This is a genomic window from Nitrososphaera sp., assembly GCA_039938515.1.
GTDB lineage: Archaea > Thermoproteota > Nitrososphaeria > Nitrososphaerales > Nitrososphaeraceae > Nitrososphaera.
This window is the reverse complement of the sequence record JBDUUL010000001.1, coordinates 1-18109: the sequence shown is the minus strand read 5'-3', so window position 1 is coordinate 18109 and position 18109 is coordinate 1. Positions and strand designations below refer to the sequence as shown.

General features: G+C 51.3%; 25 protein-coding genes. 17 read left to right on the top strand and 8 right to left on the bottom strand.

The features are described from left to right. Window positions 1-40 precede the first annotated feature (40 nt). From serB to ABI361_00100, 6 genes are all read left to right on the top strand, one after another. On the top strand, window positions 41-718 hold the full coding sequence (gene serB, locus ABI361_00125) for a phosphoserine phosphatase SerB (protein MEO9319057.1): 678 nt from the start codon (window positions 41-43) through the stop codon (window positions 716-718). A 58-nt stretch (window positions 719-776) separates the two neighbouring features. Continuing rightward, entirely contained in the window at window positions 777-1529 is a 753-nt protein-coding gene (gene cofE, locus ABI361_00120) for a coenzyme F420-0:L-glutamate ligase (GenBank protein ID MEO9319056.1), read from the top strand. 137 nt (window positions 1530-1666) lie between these two features. Continuing rightward, a complete protein-coding gene (locus ABI361_00115) occupies window positions 1667-2242 on the top strand; it encodes a PepSY domain-containing protein (GenBank protein ID MEO9319055.1) in 576 nt (191 codons plus the stop codon). Window positions 2243-2371: 129 nt separating this feature from the next. Beyond that, the gene (locus ABI361_00110; protein ID MEO9319054.1) at window positions 2372-2821 is read left to right on the top strand and encodes a hypothetical protein; all 450 of its coding nucleotides are present in this window, start codon (window positions 2372-2374) and stop codon (window positions 2819-2821) included. Window positions 2822-2841: 20 nt separating this feature from the next. Then, the gene (locus ABI361_00105) at window positions 2842-3285 is read left to right on the top strand and encodes a hypothetical protein (protein MEO9319053.1); all 444 of its coding nucleotides are present in this window, start codon (window positions 2842-2844) and stop codon (window positions 3283-3285) included. Between the two features lie 312 nt (window positions 3286-3597). After that, the gene (locus ABI361_00100; protein ID MEO9319052.1) at window positions 3598-3807 is read left to right on the top strand and encodes a hypothetical protein; all 210 of its coding nucleotides are present in this window, start codon (window positions 3598-3600) and stop codon (window positions 3805-3807) included. Window positions 3808-3855: 48 nt separating this feature from the next. Here the strand turns inward: ABI361_00100 and ABI361_00095 are convergent, their stop codons facing one another. Continuing rightward, a complete protein-coding gene (locus tag ABI361_00095) occupies window positions 3856-3990 on the bottom strand; it encodes a hypothetical protein (GenBank protein ID MEO9319051.1) in 135 nt (44 codons plus the stop codon). 185 nt (window positions 3991-4175) lie between these two features. On the opposite strand from ABI361_00095, the gene ABI361_00090 reads away from it, so the two are divergent. From ABI361_00090 to ABI361_00070, 5 genes are all read left to right on the top strand, one after another. Then, a complete protein-coding gene (locus tag ABI361_00090; GenBank protein MEO9319050.1) occupies window positions 4176-5213 on the top strand; it encodes a hypothetical protein in 1038 nt (345 codons plus the stop codon). A 629-nt stretch (window positions 5214-5842) separates the two neighbouring features. Beyond that, window positions 5843-6100: a hypothetical protein gene (locus tag ABI361_00085; GenBank protein MEO9319049.1), complete on the top strand. Its 258-nt coding sequence runs from the start codon at window positions 5843-5845 to the stop codon at window positions 6098-6100. Between the two features lie 317 nt (window positions 6101-6417). Further along, window positions 6418-7170 (top strand): hypothetical protein, encoded by a 753-nt coding sequence (locus tag ABI361_00080; protein MEO9319048.1) that lies wholly within the window; start codon window positions 6418-6420, stop codon window positions 7168-7170. 68 nt (window positions 7171-7238) lie between these two features. After that, a complete protein-coding gene (locus ABI361_00075; protein MEO9319047.1) occupies window positions 7239-7478 on the top strand; it encodes a sulfurtransferase TusA family protein in 240 nt (79 codons plus the stop codon). Then, window positions 7479-8483 (top strand): cysteine synthase family protein, encoded by a 1005-nt coding sequence (locus tag ABI361_00070; GenBank protein ID MEO9319046.1) that lies wholly within the window; start codon window positions 7479-7481, stop codon window positions 8481-8483. On the opposite strand, the gene ABI361_00065 is transcribed toward ABI361_00070, so the two are convergent. Beyond that, window positions 8480-8710, bottom strand: coding sequence for a histone family protein (locus ABI361_00065; GenBank protein MEO9319045.1), 231 nt, complete (start codon window positions 8708-8710; stop codon window positions 8480-8482). The two genes, ABI361_00070 and ABI361_00065, sit on opposite strands and share 4 nt — an antisense overlap. Window positions 8711-8783: 73 nt before the next feature. Here ABI361_00065 and ABI361_00060 point away from each other — a divergent pair, with 73 nt between their 5' ends. From ABI361_00060 to cgi121, 4 genes are read left to right on the top strand one after another with little or no spacing between them, the layout of a single operon-like run. Then, complete coding sequence (locus ABI361_00060; protein ID MEO9319044.1) at window positions 8784-9563, top strand: TatD family hydrolase; 780 nt, start codon at window positions 8784-8786, stop codon at window positions 9561-9563. A 36-nt stretch (window positions 9564-9599) separates the two neighbouring features. Beyond that, complete coding sequence (locus ABI361_00055; protein ID MEO9319043.1) at window positions 9600-9860, top strand: 30S ribosomal protein S17e; 261 nt, start codon at window positions 9600-9602, stop codon at window positions 9858-9860. Between the two features lie 7 nt (window positions 9861-9867). Next, on the top strand, window positions 9868-10119 hold the full coding sequence (locus ABI361_00050; protein ID MEO9319042.1) for a MoaD/ThiS family protein: 252 nt from the start codon (window positions 9868-9870) through the stop codon (window positions 10117-10119). Between the two features lie 8 nt (window positions 10120-10127). Next, window positions 10128-10721 (top strand): KEOPS complex subunit Cgi121, encoded by a 594-nt coding sequence (gene cgi121 / locus ABI361_00045; protein MEO9319041.1) that lies wholly within the window; start codon window positions 10128-10130, stop codon window positions 10719-10721. Between the two features lie 2 nt (window positions 10722-10723). Here the strand turns inward: cgi121 and ABI361_00040 are convergent, their stop codons facing one another. The 6 genes from ABI361_00040 to ABI361_00015 form a co-directional block, all read right to left on the bottom strand. After that, on the bottom strand, window positions 10724-11254 hold the full coding sequence (locus ABI361_00040; protein ID MEO9319040.1) for a THUMP domain-containing protein: 531 nt from the start codon (window positions 11252-11254) through the stop codon (window positions 10724-10726). Beyond that, the gene (locus ABI361_00035) at window positions 11251-11952 is read right to left on the bottom strand and encodes an L-threonylcarbamoyladenylate synthase (protein ID MEO9319039.1); all 702 of its coding nucleotides are present in this window, start codon (window positions 11950-11952) and stop codon (window positions 11251-11253) included. Before ABI361_00035 ends, ABI361_00040 begins: the two co-directional genes overlap by 4 nt. A 16-nt stretch (window positions 11953-11968) precedes the next feature. Then, the gene (locus ABI361_00030) at window positions 11969-14101 is read right to left on the bottom strand and encodes a hydantoinase/oxoprolinase family protein (GenBank protein MEO9319038.1); all 2133 of its coding nucleotides are present in this window, start codon (window positions 14099-14101) and stop codon (window positions 11969-11971) included. An 82-nt stretch (window positions 14102-14183) separates the two neighbouring features. After that, entirely contained in the window at window positions 14184-15326 is a 1143-nt protein-coding gene (gene phaC / locus ABI361_00025; GenBank protein MEO9319037.1) for a class III poly(R)-hydroxyalkanoic acid synthase subunit PhaC, read from the bottom strand. Next, window positions 15298-15840: a poly(R)-hydroxyalkanoic acid synthase subunit PhaE gene (locus ABI361_00020; GenBank protein MEO9319036.1), complete on the bottom strand. Its 543-nt coding sequence runs from the start codon at window positions 15838-15840 to the stop codon at window positions 15298-15300. The genes phaC and ABI361_00020 overlap by 29 nt, the downstream gene beginning before the upstream one ends. A gap of 379 nt (window positions 15841-16219) precedes the next feature. After that, window positions 16220-16426: a DUF5661 family protein gene (locus ABI361_00015; GenBank protein ID MEO9319035.1), complete on the bottom strand. Its 207-nt coding sequence runs from the start codon at window positions 16424-16426 to the stop codon at window positions 16220-16222. 527 nt (window positions 16427-16953) lie between these two features. On the opposite strand from ABI361_00015, the gene ABI361_00010 reads away from it, so the two are divergent. After that, a complete protein-coding gene (locus ABI361_00010; GenBank protein ID MEO9319034.1) occupies window positions 16954-17352 on the top strand; it encodes a hypothetical protein in 399 nt (132 codons plus the stop codon). A gap of 134 nt (window positions 17353-17486) precedes the next feature. Beyond that, on the top strand, window positions 17487-18109 hold a 623-nt coding region (locus tag ABI361_00005; protein ID MEO9319033.1), incomplete at its 3' end, for a hypothetical protein.

Below are 18109 nucleotides of genomic sequence, written 5' to 3'. Positions count from 1 at the left end.
AAAAAAATGAACAAGCTTAATATACGAACGGTAGAGTGAGTTGGTCAAGCGAAGAATGCTCGTTGTCTTTGACGTGGAAGGCGTGCTCCTAGACGCAGAGTACCTGCCAAAGCTTGCAGAGCTCATGGGTGAAGCCAAAGCGGCAGAGATTACAAAAATCACCAACGCAGGTATCCGCGGCGACATTGTCTGGGAAGAAGGACTCAGAAGACGCGTCCATGCTCTTCGCGGCATCCCATTTGAGGATGCGAAGGAAATTGCCGAGAAACTCCCGCTGATGTACGGGGCCAAAGAGCTTTGCTCCACTTTGAAGAAGGCAGGATGGAAGATGATCGCGGTTTCTGGAGGCTTTACGTTGATTACAGACAGGCTCAAGGACGAGCTTGGACTGGACAGGATTTTTTCAAATGAACTTGTCTTCAAGGAAGGCGTGCTTGACGACGTCAAGATGAACGTCACATCTGACAAGGCAGCAGCGGTTCTGCCCACTATCAGGGACTACGGCATAAGAAAGGAGGATACGGTCGTGGTAGTTGACGGGGCCAACGACCTCAAGCTCTTTGACATCGCCGAGCTCCGGGTGGGCTTTGTCCCTGCCGATGTCGTACGGGACAAGGCAGACGAGGTCATTCCAAGCAAGGACCTTACAATACTCCTGCACCTCCTTCAAAAGAAGTTCGGCAAGGCCGTACTGGTAAACGCAGCAAACAGGCGCTAGTGCAAGTCCAGCACCAGAACGTCAACGTTATATTGTATTCTCTACCGGTCAGCCGCAATTGTCGATCCAGGTAATTCCGCTCAAGGTCGACAGAGAGGTTGCCCCCGGAGACAGGCTCGAGCAGGTCATAGCGGACGCACTTGAACTCGGTTCAATACCGCTTTTGCAAGGAGACGTCATTGTAGTCGCCCAGAAAATAGTCTCCAAGTGCGAATCGCGTGTCGTCAGGCTGTCAGACGTCAAGGTCTCGGCGAGGGCGCGCAGAACGGCCAAACGGCTGTCCAAGGATCCCGCGATAACCGAGCTTATCCTGCAGGAAGCGAGCGAGGTCGTCGCCGCAAGCCGCGGGATCATAATCACACAGACCCACCACGGATTTGTGTGTGCAAACTCTGGTGTTGACCAGAGCAACGTCGGGCAAGGCTACGCGGTATTGCTCCCGCGAGACTCCGACGAGTCTGCACATAAACTGAGATTAGCACTAGAGTCGCGGTTTGGCGTCAACGTTGCGGTAATCATTAGCGACACCTTTGGCAGGGCATTTCGAATGGGACAGACAAACGTAGCCATTGGGGCGTCCGGCATAGAACCCATCAAGAGCTATATCGGCTCAAAGGACACTTTTGGAAACACACTCAGGGTGACAGAGATAGCCGTGGCAGACGAGTTAGCCGCCGCTGCAGAGCTGGTGATGGGAAAATCCATAGGCGTTCCAGCGGCCATAGTCAGGGGATACTCCCATGAGCGCTCTCTGGCGCGCGGGTCTGCCAAAAAGCTCTCCAGGCCGAAGGCAGAAGACCTCTTCCGCTGAGAAACGCGCGGTAGTGTACGGCGCGACTCTTCGGCGACAAAGGGGATTTAGCACAGCGGTCCGGTGGACACTGGGTAACTATGTTAACTTTCAAAGGTAAGCAAGGCATTATTAACTAACCCGGCAATTCAGACCTGATGGCAGACCTACTGCGAAACAACAAGAAGGTCATCATTCCTGTCGTCGCCGTGGTAGCGGCGGCGCTTGTAGGACTGGTGTTTTTTTCATCTTCAGATGCGTTCGCTCAGCAGTCAAACGGCACGGGGACAAACAACCTTCCGTATGCCATGTCTGGCGCCAAGCCGACCATTAACGGCACAATCAGCGTTCCTCAGATAATCAAGAACCAGATAAAGGTCAGCTTCTCCGATGCGGCAAAAACCGCAGGGGACGCGATTAGCGGAGGAACAGTGGTTGCAGGTCGCTTGGGCGTCATGCAGGGATACCTGGTCTACACTTTCAATGTCGTAAACACCTCGAACAACCAGGCATACATCGTGATTGTTGACCCGGGCAATGGCCAAGTGCTCTACCAGTCTCCACGACACGCAATCGGAGGCATGGGATTTGGAATTGGCCACGGCGGAATGATGAGGCACCACGGCCCAGGAATGGGAATGTGGAAAGGCTATGGCAATTCGGCACAGCAGCCCCCAGCACCACAGTCGCAAAGCGGCTTAACCGGACAGGGGCTTGAGACGACGCAGTACTGACGATGAACGGCAGCTACCTCTACTTTTTTCTTTTCTCAACTAGCGTTTAGCGAAAAATCAGCATTACAATCCAGACTGGATTAATCTACATACACAGTCCTTTTTCGGCCAGACTGGGACGGGTTTGCAATGGTACTTGACGAGCTGTTCGCCGACCAGCTGGCCCTTGCCATGGCATCTGTCTCAGTTGCGTTCATGGTTCCGGCTGCTGTCTATGCCTACTTGATACGAAAGGAGCTATCGAAGGCTCTCCTTATCCTTGCAGCCTCAAAAGTCCTCTACAGGTACCTTTTCGTGGTCCTGGCGTCAGCACTGGGGGCCTCAGTTGCCCACCTGATTTACCATGTTGGCGAATTTCTCACTGTTCCGCTGGAGGTCGAGTTATTTGTCCATGTAGCAATTGATTCAATGTTCATACTTGTGGCAGTCTCGCTTTTTCTCACCTTCAGGACTGCCTACGGCATGCTTCGGAAAGGCGCTACAAGAAATGACATTGAGAGCAAACTTCGTCAGTCTGCCACTAAACTGACAGACGAGTTTCGAAAGGGCAAGCAGACGGATGCAACGGACGCCAGTTAGATTCTAGGGATTGACAATAGGTGAGTTCCAATCCGCCAGGCGGAAACAAGAGAAGTACTGTCGCCATGTCAAGAATCAACGGGTCGAACCCCGTCCGACCGAGAAATCCCTTCCTGTCGCAGCACTTTGACGATTTCGTAATAAGCGTCGCAGAGGAAATTTTTGCTCAGGCACTCGGCAGGTCGGTTGCAGACGTACTCGTACATAATTTTCGGATCCGGGAGCCTTCCTTGGGGCACGACACAGCAGAAGCTGGCCTGAGGAGTAAAATAGAGACATTCAACAAACTCCTCGCCGAGAGCTTTGGTGAATTTCATTCGAGTATCATGCAAGTGGTAGTCGAGGAGGTTTACGCATTGACGGGCTTTGAGGCGCAAATCGACTCGGCAAACGTCCTCGAGGCTCTTGAAAAAGCGCGTGCTGTCTACCCAGAGAGACGTGCGGCGGGAGCAGCTATTTCCTAGACCATCATGGATATCATGGCAAACCAGAGCTCTTCGCATTTCCTGTAGTCGCAAAGAGGATAGCAGAAGGGAGCTAGGTGCGACTCTTTGGCACGACAATTCCTAAGCCATGTGTAATATGCGATTCATGTTTGGTTTACGGTCAATTTGCTGGTGCTTCCTAGCTAGGGAGAAGGTTTTGCATTTGTTCCCTGTATTATCTATACGACTGTTCGCCAATTCTGGAAGAAATATCGGGTTTTTGGCTGATGTGTACATGTTATAGAGTAAAGCTTCATGATCTTTTATATAGAACGGCCTTCACGAACTTTTGTGGTCGGCGGCAAAGCTAGGGAGCTCTCAAGTGATGAGTGGGACCTTGTGGTGTACCTGGTGGCCAAAGAAAAGGAACGCGTGCAGTTGACCATAACCAACGAGCCCGATGACATGTCTGTAAATATTTTTAGAAAGCGGTATATTGGAAATCTCGATAAGCTTCTAGAGAGGCTGGCGGGTCCCGTTGAAACTCTTACTGCAACTTGAATTGAACTGTGGATTTTGCACAACGAATTTCTTTCATCGTTTAAGGTATCAGAGCCTGTCAAAGGCGCCACAATTGTTGCAGAACCTGACCTGCACCTCCTTGCCCTGAATAACTCTTCGATTAAATATTATGGCGTCGCTGCCGCAAACGCGACAGCTTTCAAACCGCTCAGTCGAACTCATTCGGGTACCTCTTCATTCCCGCCTGAAAAATGAACCTTGCGTATTGGCCCAATGCAGTCAGAGGTATAGGGATCGTGCTCCACCCCAGCAAATTGAATGTGTGACCCACAGACATACAATAGTAACCGTGATAAGTATCAAAGTTATACTAGACTTTTATATTTCCATCAGCACCGTTCTCATAATTGAAGACTTGTTCCACTTTCAGACACAGAATGGAGGCTGCAGGTGCATTTACGGCAATCCTAGCAATTGTTATGACCGGATTAGCCACTCCGGGCCAGGAACTGTTGAAAAGTGCCTGGGCTTCGCAACCAATAGTCCAGGTATCGACTGACAGGATAAACTACAGTCTCGGCGAGCCGGTGACCGTATCGGGACAGATATTTCCCGCGGATCAGAACCAGTCTGTAGTGGTGCAGATTTTCAATCCGAAAGGCAACCTGATAAACATCGAGCCAATTTATACAAAGGGAGATGGCCAGTACAGGGTTGTATTCAAGATAGGTGGACCTTACGCCATCGAGGGAGTCTACAAGGCTGTTGCAACCTACGGTCCCTCCCAGGCCACTGTGCAATTCGACATGCAGGCAGCGGCATCTGAAATCAGGAATATTCATGGCCTTGCAATACAGCAAGGCGCTCAATTTGAGGTCCACCCCAAACAGGTCGTCGTGCTCACAGGCACCTCAACAATCAATGGCACCCTCATCATAGACAAGGGAGGCAAGGTTATCAACCACTCGTCGTTGACAGGCGTCGGCGGCTCCATAATCAATTACGGCGCGATAAGAAACTACAATACAATGACCATAGGAGGCTGCAGCGTGAGCCTGGAGAGCTATAGCGTGTTCATAAACAGCGGCAAACTGGTGGTCATTTCTGACAGCTGCAACGGTGCATTAACAAACAATGGCATACTCAACAACCAGGGCACTTTGCTTGTAATGTGGCAGGCCGGCGACAGCCACCAGGGGACAATTGTCAACAACAGGACCATTAACAACTTCCAGTCAGCCACCTTCCACGTCTGGGGCACTTTTCTAAACAACGGCCTGGTGAACAACAGCGGCCAGCTGAGGGGCCCCCTCACTCCAAACGGGGACAAGCCGAATCAAGGTAGCAGCATAGTAAACTCGGGTTCGATCAAGAACTATTGCGGCTCTGCATTCGAGCCCCGTGGATCTTTTAGTGGCAACGAAGCCTCGAATCAATGTGTCTAGCAGATTGGCAAAACCATTGCCGGTCTAGTGTGGACAAAGCGTATGTGCGAGCGAGCACCGGGTATCGCCGCGCCTCCGGTTTTTTCATCTTGGATGCAGCGGCGCTCCTTGCGGCGTCCAGGCTTGAGTGCTGATTTCGAACAGGCTTGTGTTGCCGAAGAATTGCAAAATTAGTTCATCAAGCAGCTATGCGAGTTAGGTAGGTTTTTGTTCATTCTCCCCGCCTCTGGTAGAATGGACTCGTCGATACCAAATCAGGAAACTCACCACGCGTACTTTTAAACACTCCTCAAACTACATGGAATCACTCAATGATGTCGAACAATATCCTTCGGGATATCTCTCTTATAAGACAGCAATGGGACACTCAGAAACGCACGCAAATGCTTTTGGTTCTAAACGATTCCCTTCCAGCCGGAATAAAGCTTGAATTGCCATCGCTTGTAACCAATGCATTTGTAAGGCATGCCTTGGACATTTTGGAAGACCGCATCCGTTCTTCTAGTACAGGCTAATGACCTGTAGGACTTTTCTTACAATGATAGTCATTAGCAGCTTCTAGGGTCGAAGTGCGCCGCTTCGCAGGCACCCACATTAAGCCGGCGAGAGAATAAGTAGTTGAAATCGGTTTGAATGATACTGAACGAGAGCTTGTTGCCAGACGAGTTGCTAACCACATTATCGAGGACCTCATGTATGAACCGATTCCCCCTCTGGATTTGAAAGCGGCCGCTCTAGACATCGTAAAGGAGATTATCAGCGACGATGCCGCGGAATTTGAAAGCATCGCGCGTCTTGCAGTAACTGCTGTCGTGAATGATAACAGAGTCACAACAACGAAAACCCCTATGGGCAACATCATGTGGTTTGAGCGAAAGTCTGCATAGATATTCGAGCACACGGTGTTTGCTTTTTTCAATTGAGCAAGATCTCAACCTTTTACCCTGGCGAGCAAGCAGATGGTGTTTTGCTGGATGTGTCAAGGTGCAGCGCGGCTGGAAGTCATATCAGACTCAATTGGCAGAAGGTCAGCGAATACACTATGACTTTGTGAAGCCGCACATGGCTCTAGGTGGGAAGACACCGGCAGAGGCAGCGGGCATCAAAGTGAAAGGCTGGAAAGACCTTCTTGAACTGGCAATGAGCCAAGCGAATATCTAATATCATCCCTTGGAAATTGGATCAGCGAGATAACAGATTTCAATTGCAATATGGCATTGTTGTTTTCTTGGATATTCTAGGTACAAAAGAACTTGGAAACAGGGATGATGACGCAGTTGAAGAATTCACTGACTTGTTTGACTCCTTTGCCAGCAAAGCGGCAGAAATGGTTTCAAACATTAAAAGCAGTGACTTGAGTTCTGGAGAAAAACTTCCTACGTTTGAGTGTCTTAACGTCTCAGACACGCTTGTAATTACAGGTGCTATCGAAGGTATATCATCATGGCCGCTTGACCTTCACAGTTTGAGTGTGAGTGGCTTCTTATGCAGTCTTATTTTGGGAGAGGTATTCATCCGAAAAATCTACCTCAGAGGAGGTATTGGGATTGGCAAGTATTACAAGAAAAACAATGCAATTGCTGGTAAGGCTGTATCGGAAGTCTATGAGTATCACCAGCAGCTTGAAATGATAGGCGTAGGACTAGCACCTTCTGCAAATTATACATTCACGATTAGGAAGGATTTCGATCAACCTAGTCTTATCAAGCAAGACATCCAACTCAAAGCAGGTATTGAGCGTGACGCTTGGGTTGTAAATCTTCCCCAAGCAGTTGCATGGGCAGAACACAGCAAAGATAAACTACTTGATTACAGACAAATCATGATTGAAAAATGCAAGAATGCTCAATTGTCTAGCGTTTTGAAGTGGCGCAACACTGAAACACTGGGATGCGGCTCTTCCGTTAGTACGGTGAATACGCGTGCATACCAACCGAAGTTCAACAACCGAAAATAACGCCCTTTGATTAAACAAACTCATAACATTTAATATAACGGCGATATAATTGTACGAGGTTCAAAATAATGAGCGCAAGCCCGCCGACAAAGGCAATCGACGTGAGAGGATTGTACTGCCCCGAGCCTGTCTTTAGGACCAAGATGGAAATTGAGAAATTAAAGATAGGAGAAACGCTCAAGATTGTCGCTGATGACCCGGAATCAGAGGAGGACATCTCCAGATGGGTCAAGCGCAACGGTCATGAGCTTGTCGCCCTCAACAAAGTACAAAAGGATCTGGAGTTTGTAATTAAAAAGGCCAAGTAAATGACAACTGTAGCAAAGCCAGAAGTAATCGAGAGGATCGGCCAGACGCCCCTAATCGAGCTGTCCTCCTTTTCAACAAAAAGCGTCAAGTTCTATGCCAAACTCGAGTGGCACAACCCGTTCGGCTCGGTAAAGGACAGGGCAGCTTACTGGATGGTAAAGGACGCCGAGAGGCGCGGAATTTTAAAGAAAGACAGAAGCATCATAATCGAGCCGACATCCGGCAACACCGGAATTGCACTTACAGGTATTGCAAGCGCCCTTGGCTACAAGGTGGAAATAGTTATCCCCGACAAGGTCAGCGAAGAGACAAAGCAAATTTTGCGGCACCTGGGCGCTACGTTGCACGAGACTTCAGACGACCTCTGCCCAAGGGTCGGAGCCGGGACAGACCAGAGTATTGCCCTTGCCAAGGCCATTTCAAAGCCAAGGCCGGACATTTACTACATGCCCAATCAGTATGAAAACGACGCAAACTTTCTTGCCCATTACGAAAGCACAGGGCCGGAAATATGGAAGCAGACGGACGGCAGGGTGACGCACTTTCTAACAGGTTGCGGCACAGGCGGCACAATAACCGGCACTGGAACTTTTCTGAAGGAAAAGAACCCAAACATCAAGGTAGTTGCAATCCAGGCGCAGCCAAACCACCTGCTCCAGGGTCTTCGCAACTTTGAAGAGTCGTCCATGCCGGAACTGTTCAAGAGGCGCGAGAAAGTCGTGGACCAGTGGATAACTGCAACGAACAAGGATTCTTTTGACGCAGTTAGGCAGCTGGTGCAGAAGGAATCGCTCCTGGTCGGTCCCTCTTCGGGATCGGTGATGTCATCAATGCTTCAGGTCGCGGGAGAAATTGACAGTGGAGTTCTCGTTGGAATTTTTGCAGACGACGGAAGAAAATTCAAAAGCCTTTACGTGAAGGAAAACATCCTAAGCGAGCAGGAATACAACAGCGCGCTTCAGGGCGCCAAGCACATGTCAAAACTTGCCTATACTCTTCCCTAGACCCTTACAACATTTTTCGAAGCAAGCCTGATGTCCTCGGGCTTGATGGTCTTTCTGCCGGCGTGCACCGAAAGGTCCACAGCCTGCTTTGCAATCCTTTCCGCGACCTCCTCGACTACCTTGCGCAGCTCGTCTGCCGCATCGTCGCTGACCCTGTCGGCCCCCGACTTCTTCATGATTCTGTACATCGGCGCGAGTCCAAACTCCGGACCCGAGTAAGAAGACAATGTCAGGCATTAGCAATCCCCATGTTAAAATTCTATCTTAACTTGCCGGAAAGACTCTTATCAATTCGCAGACATGCCAACGGATATGCTGCTCGACTCCCATGTGCACTTGACCGACAGCGAATTGCTCCCGTATTTCCCCTACATTCTGGCAGGAATGAAGAAAATGGGAATTGCGGCGTGCTCCGTCACGGTTGACGTGGCATCTTCCTGCAAAAGCCTAGAGTTGTTCGGAGGGTATAGGGAGCACGTCAAGCAGTTTATAGGAATTCACCCGGAGGCGGCTGAGCGCGAGTATGGACAACTCGACGCGTTTGAAGTCTTGTTCCACGACAACATTGCAAACCTAGACGGAGTGGGCGAGATAGGGCTCGACAGGACTTATGTCGAGCGCGGCTTATCGTACGAAAGGCAGAACGCGGTCTTTTGCAAAATGCTCGAGCTGGCAGAGCGCGGCGGAAAACCTGTCTCTATCCATTCGCGGCGGTCGCTTGACGACATTTTGGCAATCCTCGGCTCATACAAGGTGACCACCCTGCTCCACTGGTTTGCAGGAAGCAAAAAACAGCTAGCAAAATGCATGGATATGCACAGGGTTTTTGTCTCCTATGGGCCTGCACTCCTCTACGCAGACGACAAGAAAGTGCTGCTCCAGAACAGCCGCCCCGACCGGGTTCTCATAGAGACTGACGGGCCCGTAAGGTATTCCCGGTGCTTCCGCGACCTGCCTTCGATGCCTACATCGTTTCTTGTCAGCGTGCTGGCCGAGACCTCAAGGGTTATGGGCAAAACGGTGGAGGAGACAAAGGCCATGCTTGAGGCAAATGCATCATCTTACCTTGGCACAGGATAAAGATAAAATACCGATGTCAGAGAACCTCCTTTCTCCATGAATAGGATAAAGCGCATTTCCGGCGAGCTTTTGGAAAAGCATCCCAAAAAGTTTGGTCTGGAATTTGACGGTAACAAGAAGGCGATTAATGAGCTTGCAATAGTAAGGTCCAAGGTCCTGCGGAACGAGCTTGCGGGCCATATCACCGCCCAGCTTCGCAAGCAGGCCGCTCAGGAAAAGGCATCGCTTGCAGCTTCTGAGGGTGACGAGCCGGATGTGGTCGAGGGCGACGAGCCGGCCGGAGAGGAATCCGAGTAAACAGGTATTGATAACGCTCAGGCTTTTGGGCGGCGCAAAAAAAGCCGTAGGAACGCAGTCCGTCAATTTTGAAGGTACTAGTGCTTCTGTTTCAGAGATTTTGGACTTTTTAGGCAAGATGGCTGTCGAGCCGAGGCTTCTGCAGAGAGGAAACCTCATTGTCGCGATAAACGGTGTCGACTCGGCATCCCTAGGCGGCGACCCCCGGGCTGTCGACGGCGACGTCGTGACCATCGTGCCCGTGATTCACGGCGGTTAGGCGGGACGATGCAGGCTGACTTTAACCCTGTAGCCAAAGTCAGTGGAGCCCCCGTCACTCCCTTCATTTATGAAATTTCAAACTACCATGTGCTTGTCTGCGGAACAAATGGCATCCCGCCTGGCACCCCTCCCGGGCCGCTTGTTGACAAGATAAGATCCGAAACGCCTGCCGCGGTTCAGGTTGTGGATTCGGATTATGTCTTTGGGGTGCAGCATGCAAGGGGAATATGCGCGGTCGCAATCGAGGCTAAAAAGAGAGGTGTCATGATTTCAAAGAGGCTGGAAACTGAAGTGCTGATTAGGCTGGCTCTGACGGCTCAGATATCAGAGGCGATAACCAGGCTTGGCATAAAACCGGGCAAGCCTGCGTGTTTTATAGCCATATCGTCTGACGGCAAGGAAATCCTAAAGTTCGGCCAGCGGCTTGCGAGCGAGGAACTTGGCGGAGGGGTAGACAACTCTTCTCTGGCGCCAAGCCCGCGCAAGATGCTCGCAATTATCTCCCTGCACGGATGGAAGAAAAAACAGGGTGGTGATATTTTTACCGTGAAGTGCTTTGGTGATTTTATGTGTGAGCGCGCTGCAATAATGGTCAGGTGAATCTACTCGGCATGCCTTTTTTCGATGGTCGAGCTGAAGATTTGCCCGGGCTTTAGCACCGAGACGCCGGCAGTGGCGCCTACAATCTCGACGAGTACGACCCAGTCGGGGTTTTCCAGCCGGACTTTGTTCGAAAAAACCTTTGCCACCGATTCAATCACTTCCCTTGAGGAGAGTTGGGAGTGCCTTTTTTCCACCGTTATCCTAAACGTGTCTTCCGCCACCATCTTGGCGCGCCCGATACTCGCAGCCGCTTCTGCGATCAAATTCGTGTCTGCTTCCACAGCCCGCTCGATTGGAATCACGCGCAGGAGGTAGCGAATGTGCCACGGCTCGGACCTTACTAGTTCCGTAATCTGTTCGATTGCCTTGAAAGGGTCGAGGCTTGTCCTGCAGAGGATCAGGCCGGTGACGTTGCTAATCTCACTCTCATGCTCGCTGTCTCCCAGGTCTTCGAGAAGGTCCATGATTTCGTCCTGGGCAAATTCCTCGCTGAACCTGAATGTAGAGACCAGCAGGTTAAAGTCTTTCATGTAGCCTCCTCCCTCGGCTCCGGCCTCAAAGCGGAGCGCAGGAACGACTCTAGATCTGAGTCGGATACTGCGCCGTGGCGTAGTATTTGGATGCGGCCGGTCAGGTCCGTAAATTCTAATGAGCTGAAATTCCCGTATGGCATCTGCTCCTGGACTATGGTCGATTCTACTCCAGAGGCAGCGATTTCCCCGCCGTCAAGCACCGCGTCAAACCCGCCAAGACCCGATGCGGTTATTTCCTTTGCACTTGCGCACGTTGCACTGCCCGATGGATTTGCACTTGTGCCCACGATCATGCCAACCCTCTCCAGCACCTGCAGAAGGCAGTCGTTTGCAGGCACACGGACTGCAAGATATTCAGATCCTGCAGTGACGTTTCGTGAAATCCTGCTTGGCTTTCGTATAGGGGCAAGGAGCGTAAGCCCGCCGGGCCAGAATCTGCCTGCAAGCAACCGGGAAAGCGGGCCCATGGTGACAAGGCCGTCTGCAGTGGCGAGATTTCGGACTAGCACGGGGAGTGCCTTTGAGCCGGACCTCTTCTTGATTTCAAAAACCCGCTCCACGGCCTTGTCGTTGCAGGGGTCGCAGCCTATTCCATACACCGTGTCCGTCGGGTAAACCACGATTCCTCCTCCCTTGATAATCTCGGCACATCTTGCAATTCCTGCATTGTCGCATTTTAAGACCTCATAGCCCAAGCCACAGCGCCCCTTGTTAAACCCTGATTATGGCGGCCACGTTTTCAGCCGTGGCATTTCGCAATTCGTCCCTCACGGCCTTTGACACGTGCTCTGGAGCACTGAGGCTTGAAAAGTCCACCAGCTTGATTCCGTCTAGCAGGTGCACCTGCGGCGCAAGGTCCTCGCCGGATTTTTTTCTCTCCGAGAGAATTTCCTCGACCCTGTCTGCGACTTCGCCCGGCTTGCCGTTAACAACTGACGCGTTGTCAAGCGACAGCCTTACCCTGCCGTACTTGTCGAGAATCAATACCGGCTGGCGCCTTGATTTTAGAAACAGTTTCTTTTTGCTCAGTTCGCATGCAAAAATGTGGTAGTTCTTCATGTCAAATATCCTCTGGACCCCTTCGCTTACCCCGAACAGCTCGCATGCAAGGACGTGTGCTTCCTGCTCATTGATTTCCTGGGCGTTAACAGTCCCGATGTCAAGCGAAACATTGCCCATCGCCACTGCCCTCAGGATAGAGCGCTCGCTTAAGTATTCAGACTGGACTGTGATTGATTCGGGTAGTGCGCCGCGGGCAAGTGCGGCGTTCTTTACCGCGTCGGTCAGCTCTGCAATGTCCTCGGGCTTGGGGTTTGCCACCGTGCGCTCGGATTCCTCGCGGATCATGGCTGCCGCTACTCCTATTGAAGAAATCACCTCGGCGTGCTCGGCGATCTTGCTCTGAAGCTCCATCCTCCGGGCAACGTATGGGACAAGCACAGAAGCCCCTCCGCCTCCACCCACAAAGACCACCCGGTCCTTTTTCAGCTTGTACTCCTTTATCATCGGCTCCACGAGCTCCAGTATTTTTTTCGATGATATGTCGAGTATCGAAGAAGCGACCTGTTCCATAGTGACGCCGGTCCTCTTTGCAAGGATTGACAGAGCCATCTTTGCAGATTCCTGGTTGGCCCTTGCATAGTCTCCCTCCGGCACGAGACCAAGGGCGTTTGCGGCGCAGGTATTTGTGATTGCAAACCTTTTTCCCCCCGACTCTATCGCGACATAGTCCAGAGGGTCGCCGGCCAGTGGGGCGAACGTGACTATCTGTCCTCCCTCAAGTTCTTCCGGCAAGGCAAAGCAGGAATAAGGCAGTCCTGCTATGTGGGCTGACCGCGGCCCCACGTCTGTCACCTTCCTTCCAGACCATCGCACAAGCGACCCCCCTGCAACTCCTGCGACACGGACATCAAGCGACCTGATGCAGGTAGGGTGCTGCATGATGGTAACGTACCGGACTTCCGGCCTTCCGTCCTTGATAACGCAGACGTTGGTGGAGGTCCCGCCTACCTCGACAAAGACGCCGTCAATGACCCGGAGGTGCAATAGTGCGCCGGCAACACTTGCAGCCGGGCCCGAGAGGACGGTGATAATGGGCTTTGACTGAAAGGTGCCCATGTCCGTGACGCCGCCATCTCCCTTCATTATCAGGACCGGCGCAGAAATGCCTTCGTTCTTTACGGCCGACTCGACGAACTTTGCGGTCGCTATTGCCTTCGGGAGAATACCGGCGTTAATTGCGGCGGTAAGCGTCCTAATCTCGAGACCGTAAATTCCGGTGAGCTCATGGCCGGCAGTTGCTGGGATGTCCGAGCGCTCCATAACAAAAGCCTCGTTACTTGGATCGTCAACTCCGTACGCTTCGCTTACCACAATTACCTCTGCGCCCTCGGCCTTCAGCTCGGAAATTGCGCTTCGGACCTCCGGGTCTTCAAGGTACTTGGACGTGTCCAGAAACCGGTAGCAAGTCCGGAGGTACTTGTTCGGGGCAAGTTCAATGTCCTTTACGTTTGTCCGCTTGACCACATTGGACTTTTCAAGACCAACTCCCATTCCTATTATGCCGACCTTGGCGGTGTCGCCCTCAAGGAGCGCGTTTACAGCCTGCGTAGTGCTGTGGGAGATAAGTTCAACCTCCGACTTTAGGATAGAGTTTTTCTCAAGAAGCGACCTCAGGGCAGTTACGATGCCGGTCGAGACGCCTTCCGCGGAAGAATGGGTTGTGGGAACGGTGATTTTGCCAACAATGCCTCCGCGCTGCATGTCTATTGCTACGGCCTTGGTAAAGGTCCCGCCGACATCGATCCCTATACGTATCCTTCTGGCTTCCTGATTATTTTGCATTAGACGAAATACCGTTAGGCAGACCTAACATCCACGGCAAATGCAATTTAAACGCTCTTTCCAAGGAAAGCGGAGCGAGGGTTTACTGGGATCTTGCTTTGAGCCACTGCCCTACTTTGGGGAGCACGTTATTCTGCGAATAGAGACTTGCAATCAAGCCCACGTGGCCTGTGTGGAACCGCATCAACCTCTTGTCAGTACTTGATATCACGTCGCTTAAAGGCGCGCTGCACTGGGGGGAGACAAGGTGGTCCTCGTCAGCAATGATGTTTAGAAGCGGCACCTTTATCCGAGATAGGTCGATTATCTCGTCGCCCAGCTTGAATTCATTTTTCACAAGAAGGTTCTTTTGGTAAATGTCGGAAATCCACTCTCGGAACGTCTCGCCTGCTATCGGCGGCGTGTCGTACAGCCATTTTTCAATTCGCAAAAAGTTCTGGACAAACTGCTGGTTGTCTATGTTCTGCACAAGGTTGTAGTACTTGTTGACGCCCTGCTTGAATGGTTTTAGGACCGAGTAGCACGCATACAGCTGCTCAGACGGCAGGTTGCCGATGGTAGCAAGCATCTTGTCAACGTCCATGTGCTTGGCAAGGTTGCCTATCACCGTGGTGTCCTTTTCGGTGTCGACAACGGGTGCGATTGTCGCGAGGTTTCTCACCTTCTCCTCGTGGAGGGTTGTATACATGATGGACATGGACGCGCCCATGCAGTAGCCATGCAGTGTAAGCTTGTCAACCCTGTTTTTCTGAAGAACAGTGTCAACGCAGTCGTCAATGTAGATGTTGACATAGTCGTCAAACGAGTCGTACTTGTCGACCATGGTGGGAGTCTTCCAGTCAACAAGATAGACGTCAAACCCTTGAGAGAGCAGGCTCTTTATCCAGCTCTTGTCCTCCTGAAGATCCAGAACGTACGACCTGTTGATTAGCGCGTAAACAACTAGAATTGGAGTTCTGGCGGTCTTGTTGACCATCTGCTGGTAGTGCACAAGCCGGTAAGACCTTGTTTCTCGGATAACCTCATGAGGCGTCTGGCCAACGGAAACCTGGCCGGCAGTATGAAGGACATCCCTTGTCTTCTCCAGCTTGCGGTAAAACTCCTTGGCTTCATCGGCCAGCGGCACCTGGGGCTTTGCCTGCGCCGGGGAGCTTGAGCGCTGTGCCTGGCCCGGACCCAGTGCTTCAGGCTGCTGATCAGACTTCAGGGACTCTTGTTTGGTCATTTGTTTTTGCCATCTCCAGGGATTTTTTCAGCTCTCTGAAACTCTTTTTGAGATCGTGTATGTCCTTCAGCACCTCATCCATTTCACTTCTCGTGGGCAGGTTCAAAACCTTTGTGTTCTTCTCTGCAATTCGCTGAAGAGCACCGGAAAGGTCAAGCTGGTTGCTAAACACCTTGCCATAGATTTCAGAAAACTTGCTGGATGCGAAAAGATCCGTAAATGAATCCTCGAAAGCTTCAATCATTGCACGCCTGTACTGTTCAAAGTCCTCCTTGGTCGCCATCCTGCTAGGAGACTTTTCCATAGTCTCAGAGAACGCCTTTGAATACGCCTGGTTTACAAGCGCCCAGTAATGCTCCAAATTCGCCCTCATCTCGCTGACTATTTTTCCGAGCGAGACGAAATCGTCCGCGTAGGCCTGGAATTCCTTAGAAAACGCATACATTGGACCGATTGAAGGCAGTTTGAGTATCTCGGACCAATAGTCAAACATCTTGGCCGAACCCATTGCCATTGCTAACCTATCGCTCTCCCTAAGAGCGGCATTTCCACGTACTTCAGACTCTGACACAAGGCTTCACTTTCTTGCGGTAATCGCTCTACCTTTTGTGCCGTAAGTATAAGAGGCTTGTTCTTCCACAATTTCTACAACACTTCTGGTTTTGATGCAAAATCTGCAAGATGCAATCGAATTATTGGGGCATATCCAAGCAGGTCTTTAAGATAGTGTAACCGCAGGCGAGCGGCAATAGCGAGTGCAGACTTTGAGATTTCGCTAAGGATTTTATAAAGGATTTGTTCGCTTTTTGCTGCTCCATGCAGCTGCCTTCAGTCAGGCAGCTAGAGGTTGCGGGCTCGTAGCTCAGCATGGACAGAGCGCCTGCCTTCTAAATTCACATGAAGAGAGCCGGAAGTCGTGGGATCGAAGCCCACCGGGCCCGCTTGTAATTCTCTATGAATTTTCCATTCTCTTCGGCCCCGGAGTAGTAATCGGGTACTTCGTCAAGATGATCCCAGGCAATTTTGCCCGTCAGCATAGAGTAGCCACCAGTCACGTTACTGCTCGGATCCGCTTCGCCATGCTCGGGCTCGACTTGCAAGCTTGAGGAACTGTTCTAACTCAACCTTGGACCAGCCGCTTCCTAGTTCTTCGCCGGGTTTTCTTGCTTCTTCCTCCGAAAAGACCGTTCTTACCAAGGACACTACACTACGATCCGCCATATTACGTTCGATACCGCATGTCCTTTTTTGCTGCCAAGTCCTGCGGTTATTAACAAACGAAAGTGGGCATTGCGATCCATCGCTCTAGAGATAAGGTCAGGAGCGTCTGCACCCCTTCATTTCATTCTTGTTAGAGGAGTAAAGATCCGCTCGTGTGTTTCCCCCTCAAACAACACTTCATTTTTGTACAGCCTCCTTTATCTCGCTATTTAGAAATTTTAGATCACTGCCAATTTACGCTGCACTGGCATTCACGACACCAATTTTGTCACTCGGATATAATCTTGGCAAGTGTAGGCTCTCTTTTGAACATCGAACGTCCATTACAGTCTATACCAATTGTACCCCATTGTCTGAAGGACTGAACTTGAACAACCCTTAAAATGCAATCATCCTACATCGGCTCATGACCAAAATTCACCCACTCCGAAGTGGAGCAATAATTTGCGGATCTGTGCTTGTCGCGGTTATTCTCCTCGTACTCGCGTTGCCTGCAGTTGTAGCGGTTTCGCCCACAATCTCTGATCTCACCAGCAACAAAAACGCAACAGCGACCGCAGGTACGTTGAAAATTACCCAGAATTGGGCGCAAAGCGACACAGTTAGCCCGGGTATCGCGCAGACAGAGAGTGCCTTCTGCAAGAATAATGAGGCGGTTATTGGAGGCGGATACCAGATTTCGGGTCCTGACGGGACAGTCTTATTTACAGGTCCTTCTTTGCAACTCAATGCATATGCCGTCCAGTTAGTGAATCACGGCCAGAGCACTATGCAGGTTCAGGTATATGCAACCTGTGCTTCATGAGTGTAACTGAGCATCGTCAGGCACAGTAGTGACTCATCGGAGGCTGCAGATACCATCGTGGTCAAGTCAGTCCAAGCGCGTCCGGCGGCCAACATTGATTTCAAGAGCGAGGCATCATAGGGGGAAGGGCACGGATGAGGCTTGGATACATCATAATGATAGGAGGCGCAGTTTTTCTCGTGGCGGGCATCGCGGTGGCAGTCTATTACGGAAGCGCGTTTGTAAATTCCTTTGGGCGAGACAACCGGATAATAGAAAAGACCTCGCTTGCGGCGGGGCAGTCACTTTCCGAGAAAAAAGACGTGACGCAGACAGACAGGCAGCTTGCACTGACGCTGCGAGTCGACAGGTCAGACGGGCAGCAGAAGCTAGGCGGCGTACTGCTCAATGAGAGCATTACAGATCCCGGCGGACAGGTGGTAAGCAACAATGAATTTCGAAACGTGTTCGTAACGTCAGTCAAGACCACCTCAACCGGGGCCTATACTGCAACTATCACAAACGTCGGCACGGCGCCTGTTACCGTCGGCGGCACATTCGGCTACATCCCGTTTATCGGAAGCGACGGCCTGCCTACAGTCAATGAACTGCTGGGCGGCAGAGGGCTTGGGCCAGCGATAGCGGGAGGATTCATGGCCTTTGCGGGCGCCATCGGGCTTGCAATCGGTGGGATGGTGACTGTAGCTGACCTGATAAACCGCCACAGGGCCAGGGCCAGCACCGCCGGCGCAGGAGGAATAAGCTATACAGAAAGCTA

Bases quoted from the DNA above. Each gene is read 5' to 3' on its own strand.
- ABI361_00040 (MEO9319040.1), bottom strand. From the start codon at position 11,254: ATGAAAGACTTTAACCTGCTGGTCTCTACATTCAGGTTCAGCGAGGAA.
- ABI361_00060 (MEO9319044.1), top strand. From the start codon at position 8,784: ATGCCAACGGATATGCTGCTCGACTCCCATGTGCACTTGACCGACAGC.
- cgi121 (MEO9319041.1), top strand. From the start codon at position 10,128: ATGCAGGCTGACTTTAACCCTGTAGCCAAAGTCAGTGGAGCCCCCGTC.
- ABI361_00110 (MEO9319054.1), top strand. From the start codon at position 2,372: ATGGTACTTGACGAGCTGTTCGCCGACCAGCTGGCCCTTGCCATGGCA.
- ABI361_00055 (MEO9319043.1), top strand. From the start codon at position 9,600: ATGAATAGGATAAAGCGCATTTCCGGCGAGCTTTTGGAAAAGCATCCC.
- ABI361_00095 (MEO9319051.1), bottom strand. From the start codon at position 3,990: ATGAGTTCGACTGAGCGGTTTGAAAGCTGTCGCGTTTGCGGCAGCGAC.
- ABI361_00070 (MEO9319046.1), top strand. From the start codon at position 7,479: ATGACAACTGTAGCAAAGCCAGAAGTAATCGAGAGGATCGGCCAGACG.
- ABI361_00030 (MEO9319038.1), bottom strand. From the start codon at position 14,101: ATGCAAAATAATCAGGAAGCCAGAAGGATACGTATAGGGATCGATGTC.
- phaC (MEO9319037.1), bottom strand. From the start codon at position 15,326: ATGACCAAACAAGAGTCCCTGAAGTCTGATCAGCAGCCTGAAGCACTG.
- ABI361_00115 (MEO9319055.1), top strand. From the start codon at position 1,667: ATGGCAGACCTACTGCGAAACAACAAGAAGGTCATCATTCCTGTCGTC.
- ABI361_00010 (MEO9319034.1), top strand. From the start codon at position 16,954: ATGACCAAAATTCACCCACTCCGAAGTGGAGCAATAATTTGCGGATCT.
- ABI361_00020 (MEO9319036.1), bottom strand. From the start codon at position 15,840: ATGGCAATGGGTTCGGCCAAGATGTTTGACTATTGGTCCGAGATACTC.
- ABI361_00075 (MEO9319047.1), top strand. From the start codon at position 7,239: ATGAGCGCAAGCCCGCCGACAAAGGCAATCGACGTGAGAGGATTGTAC.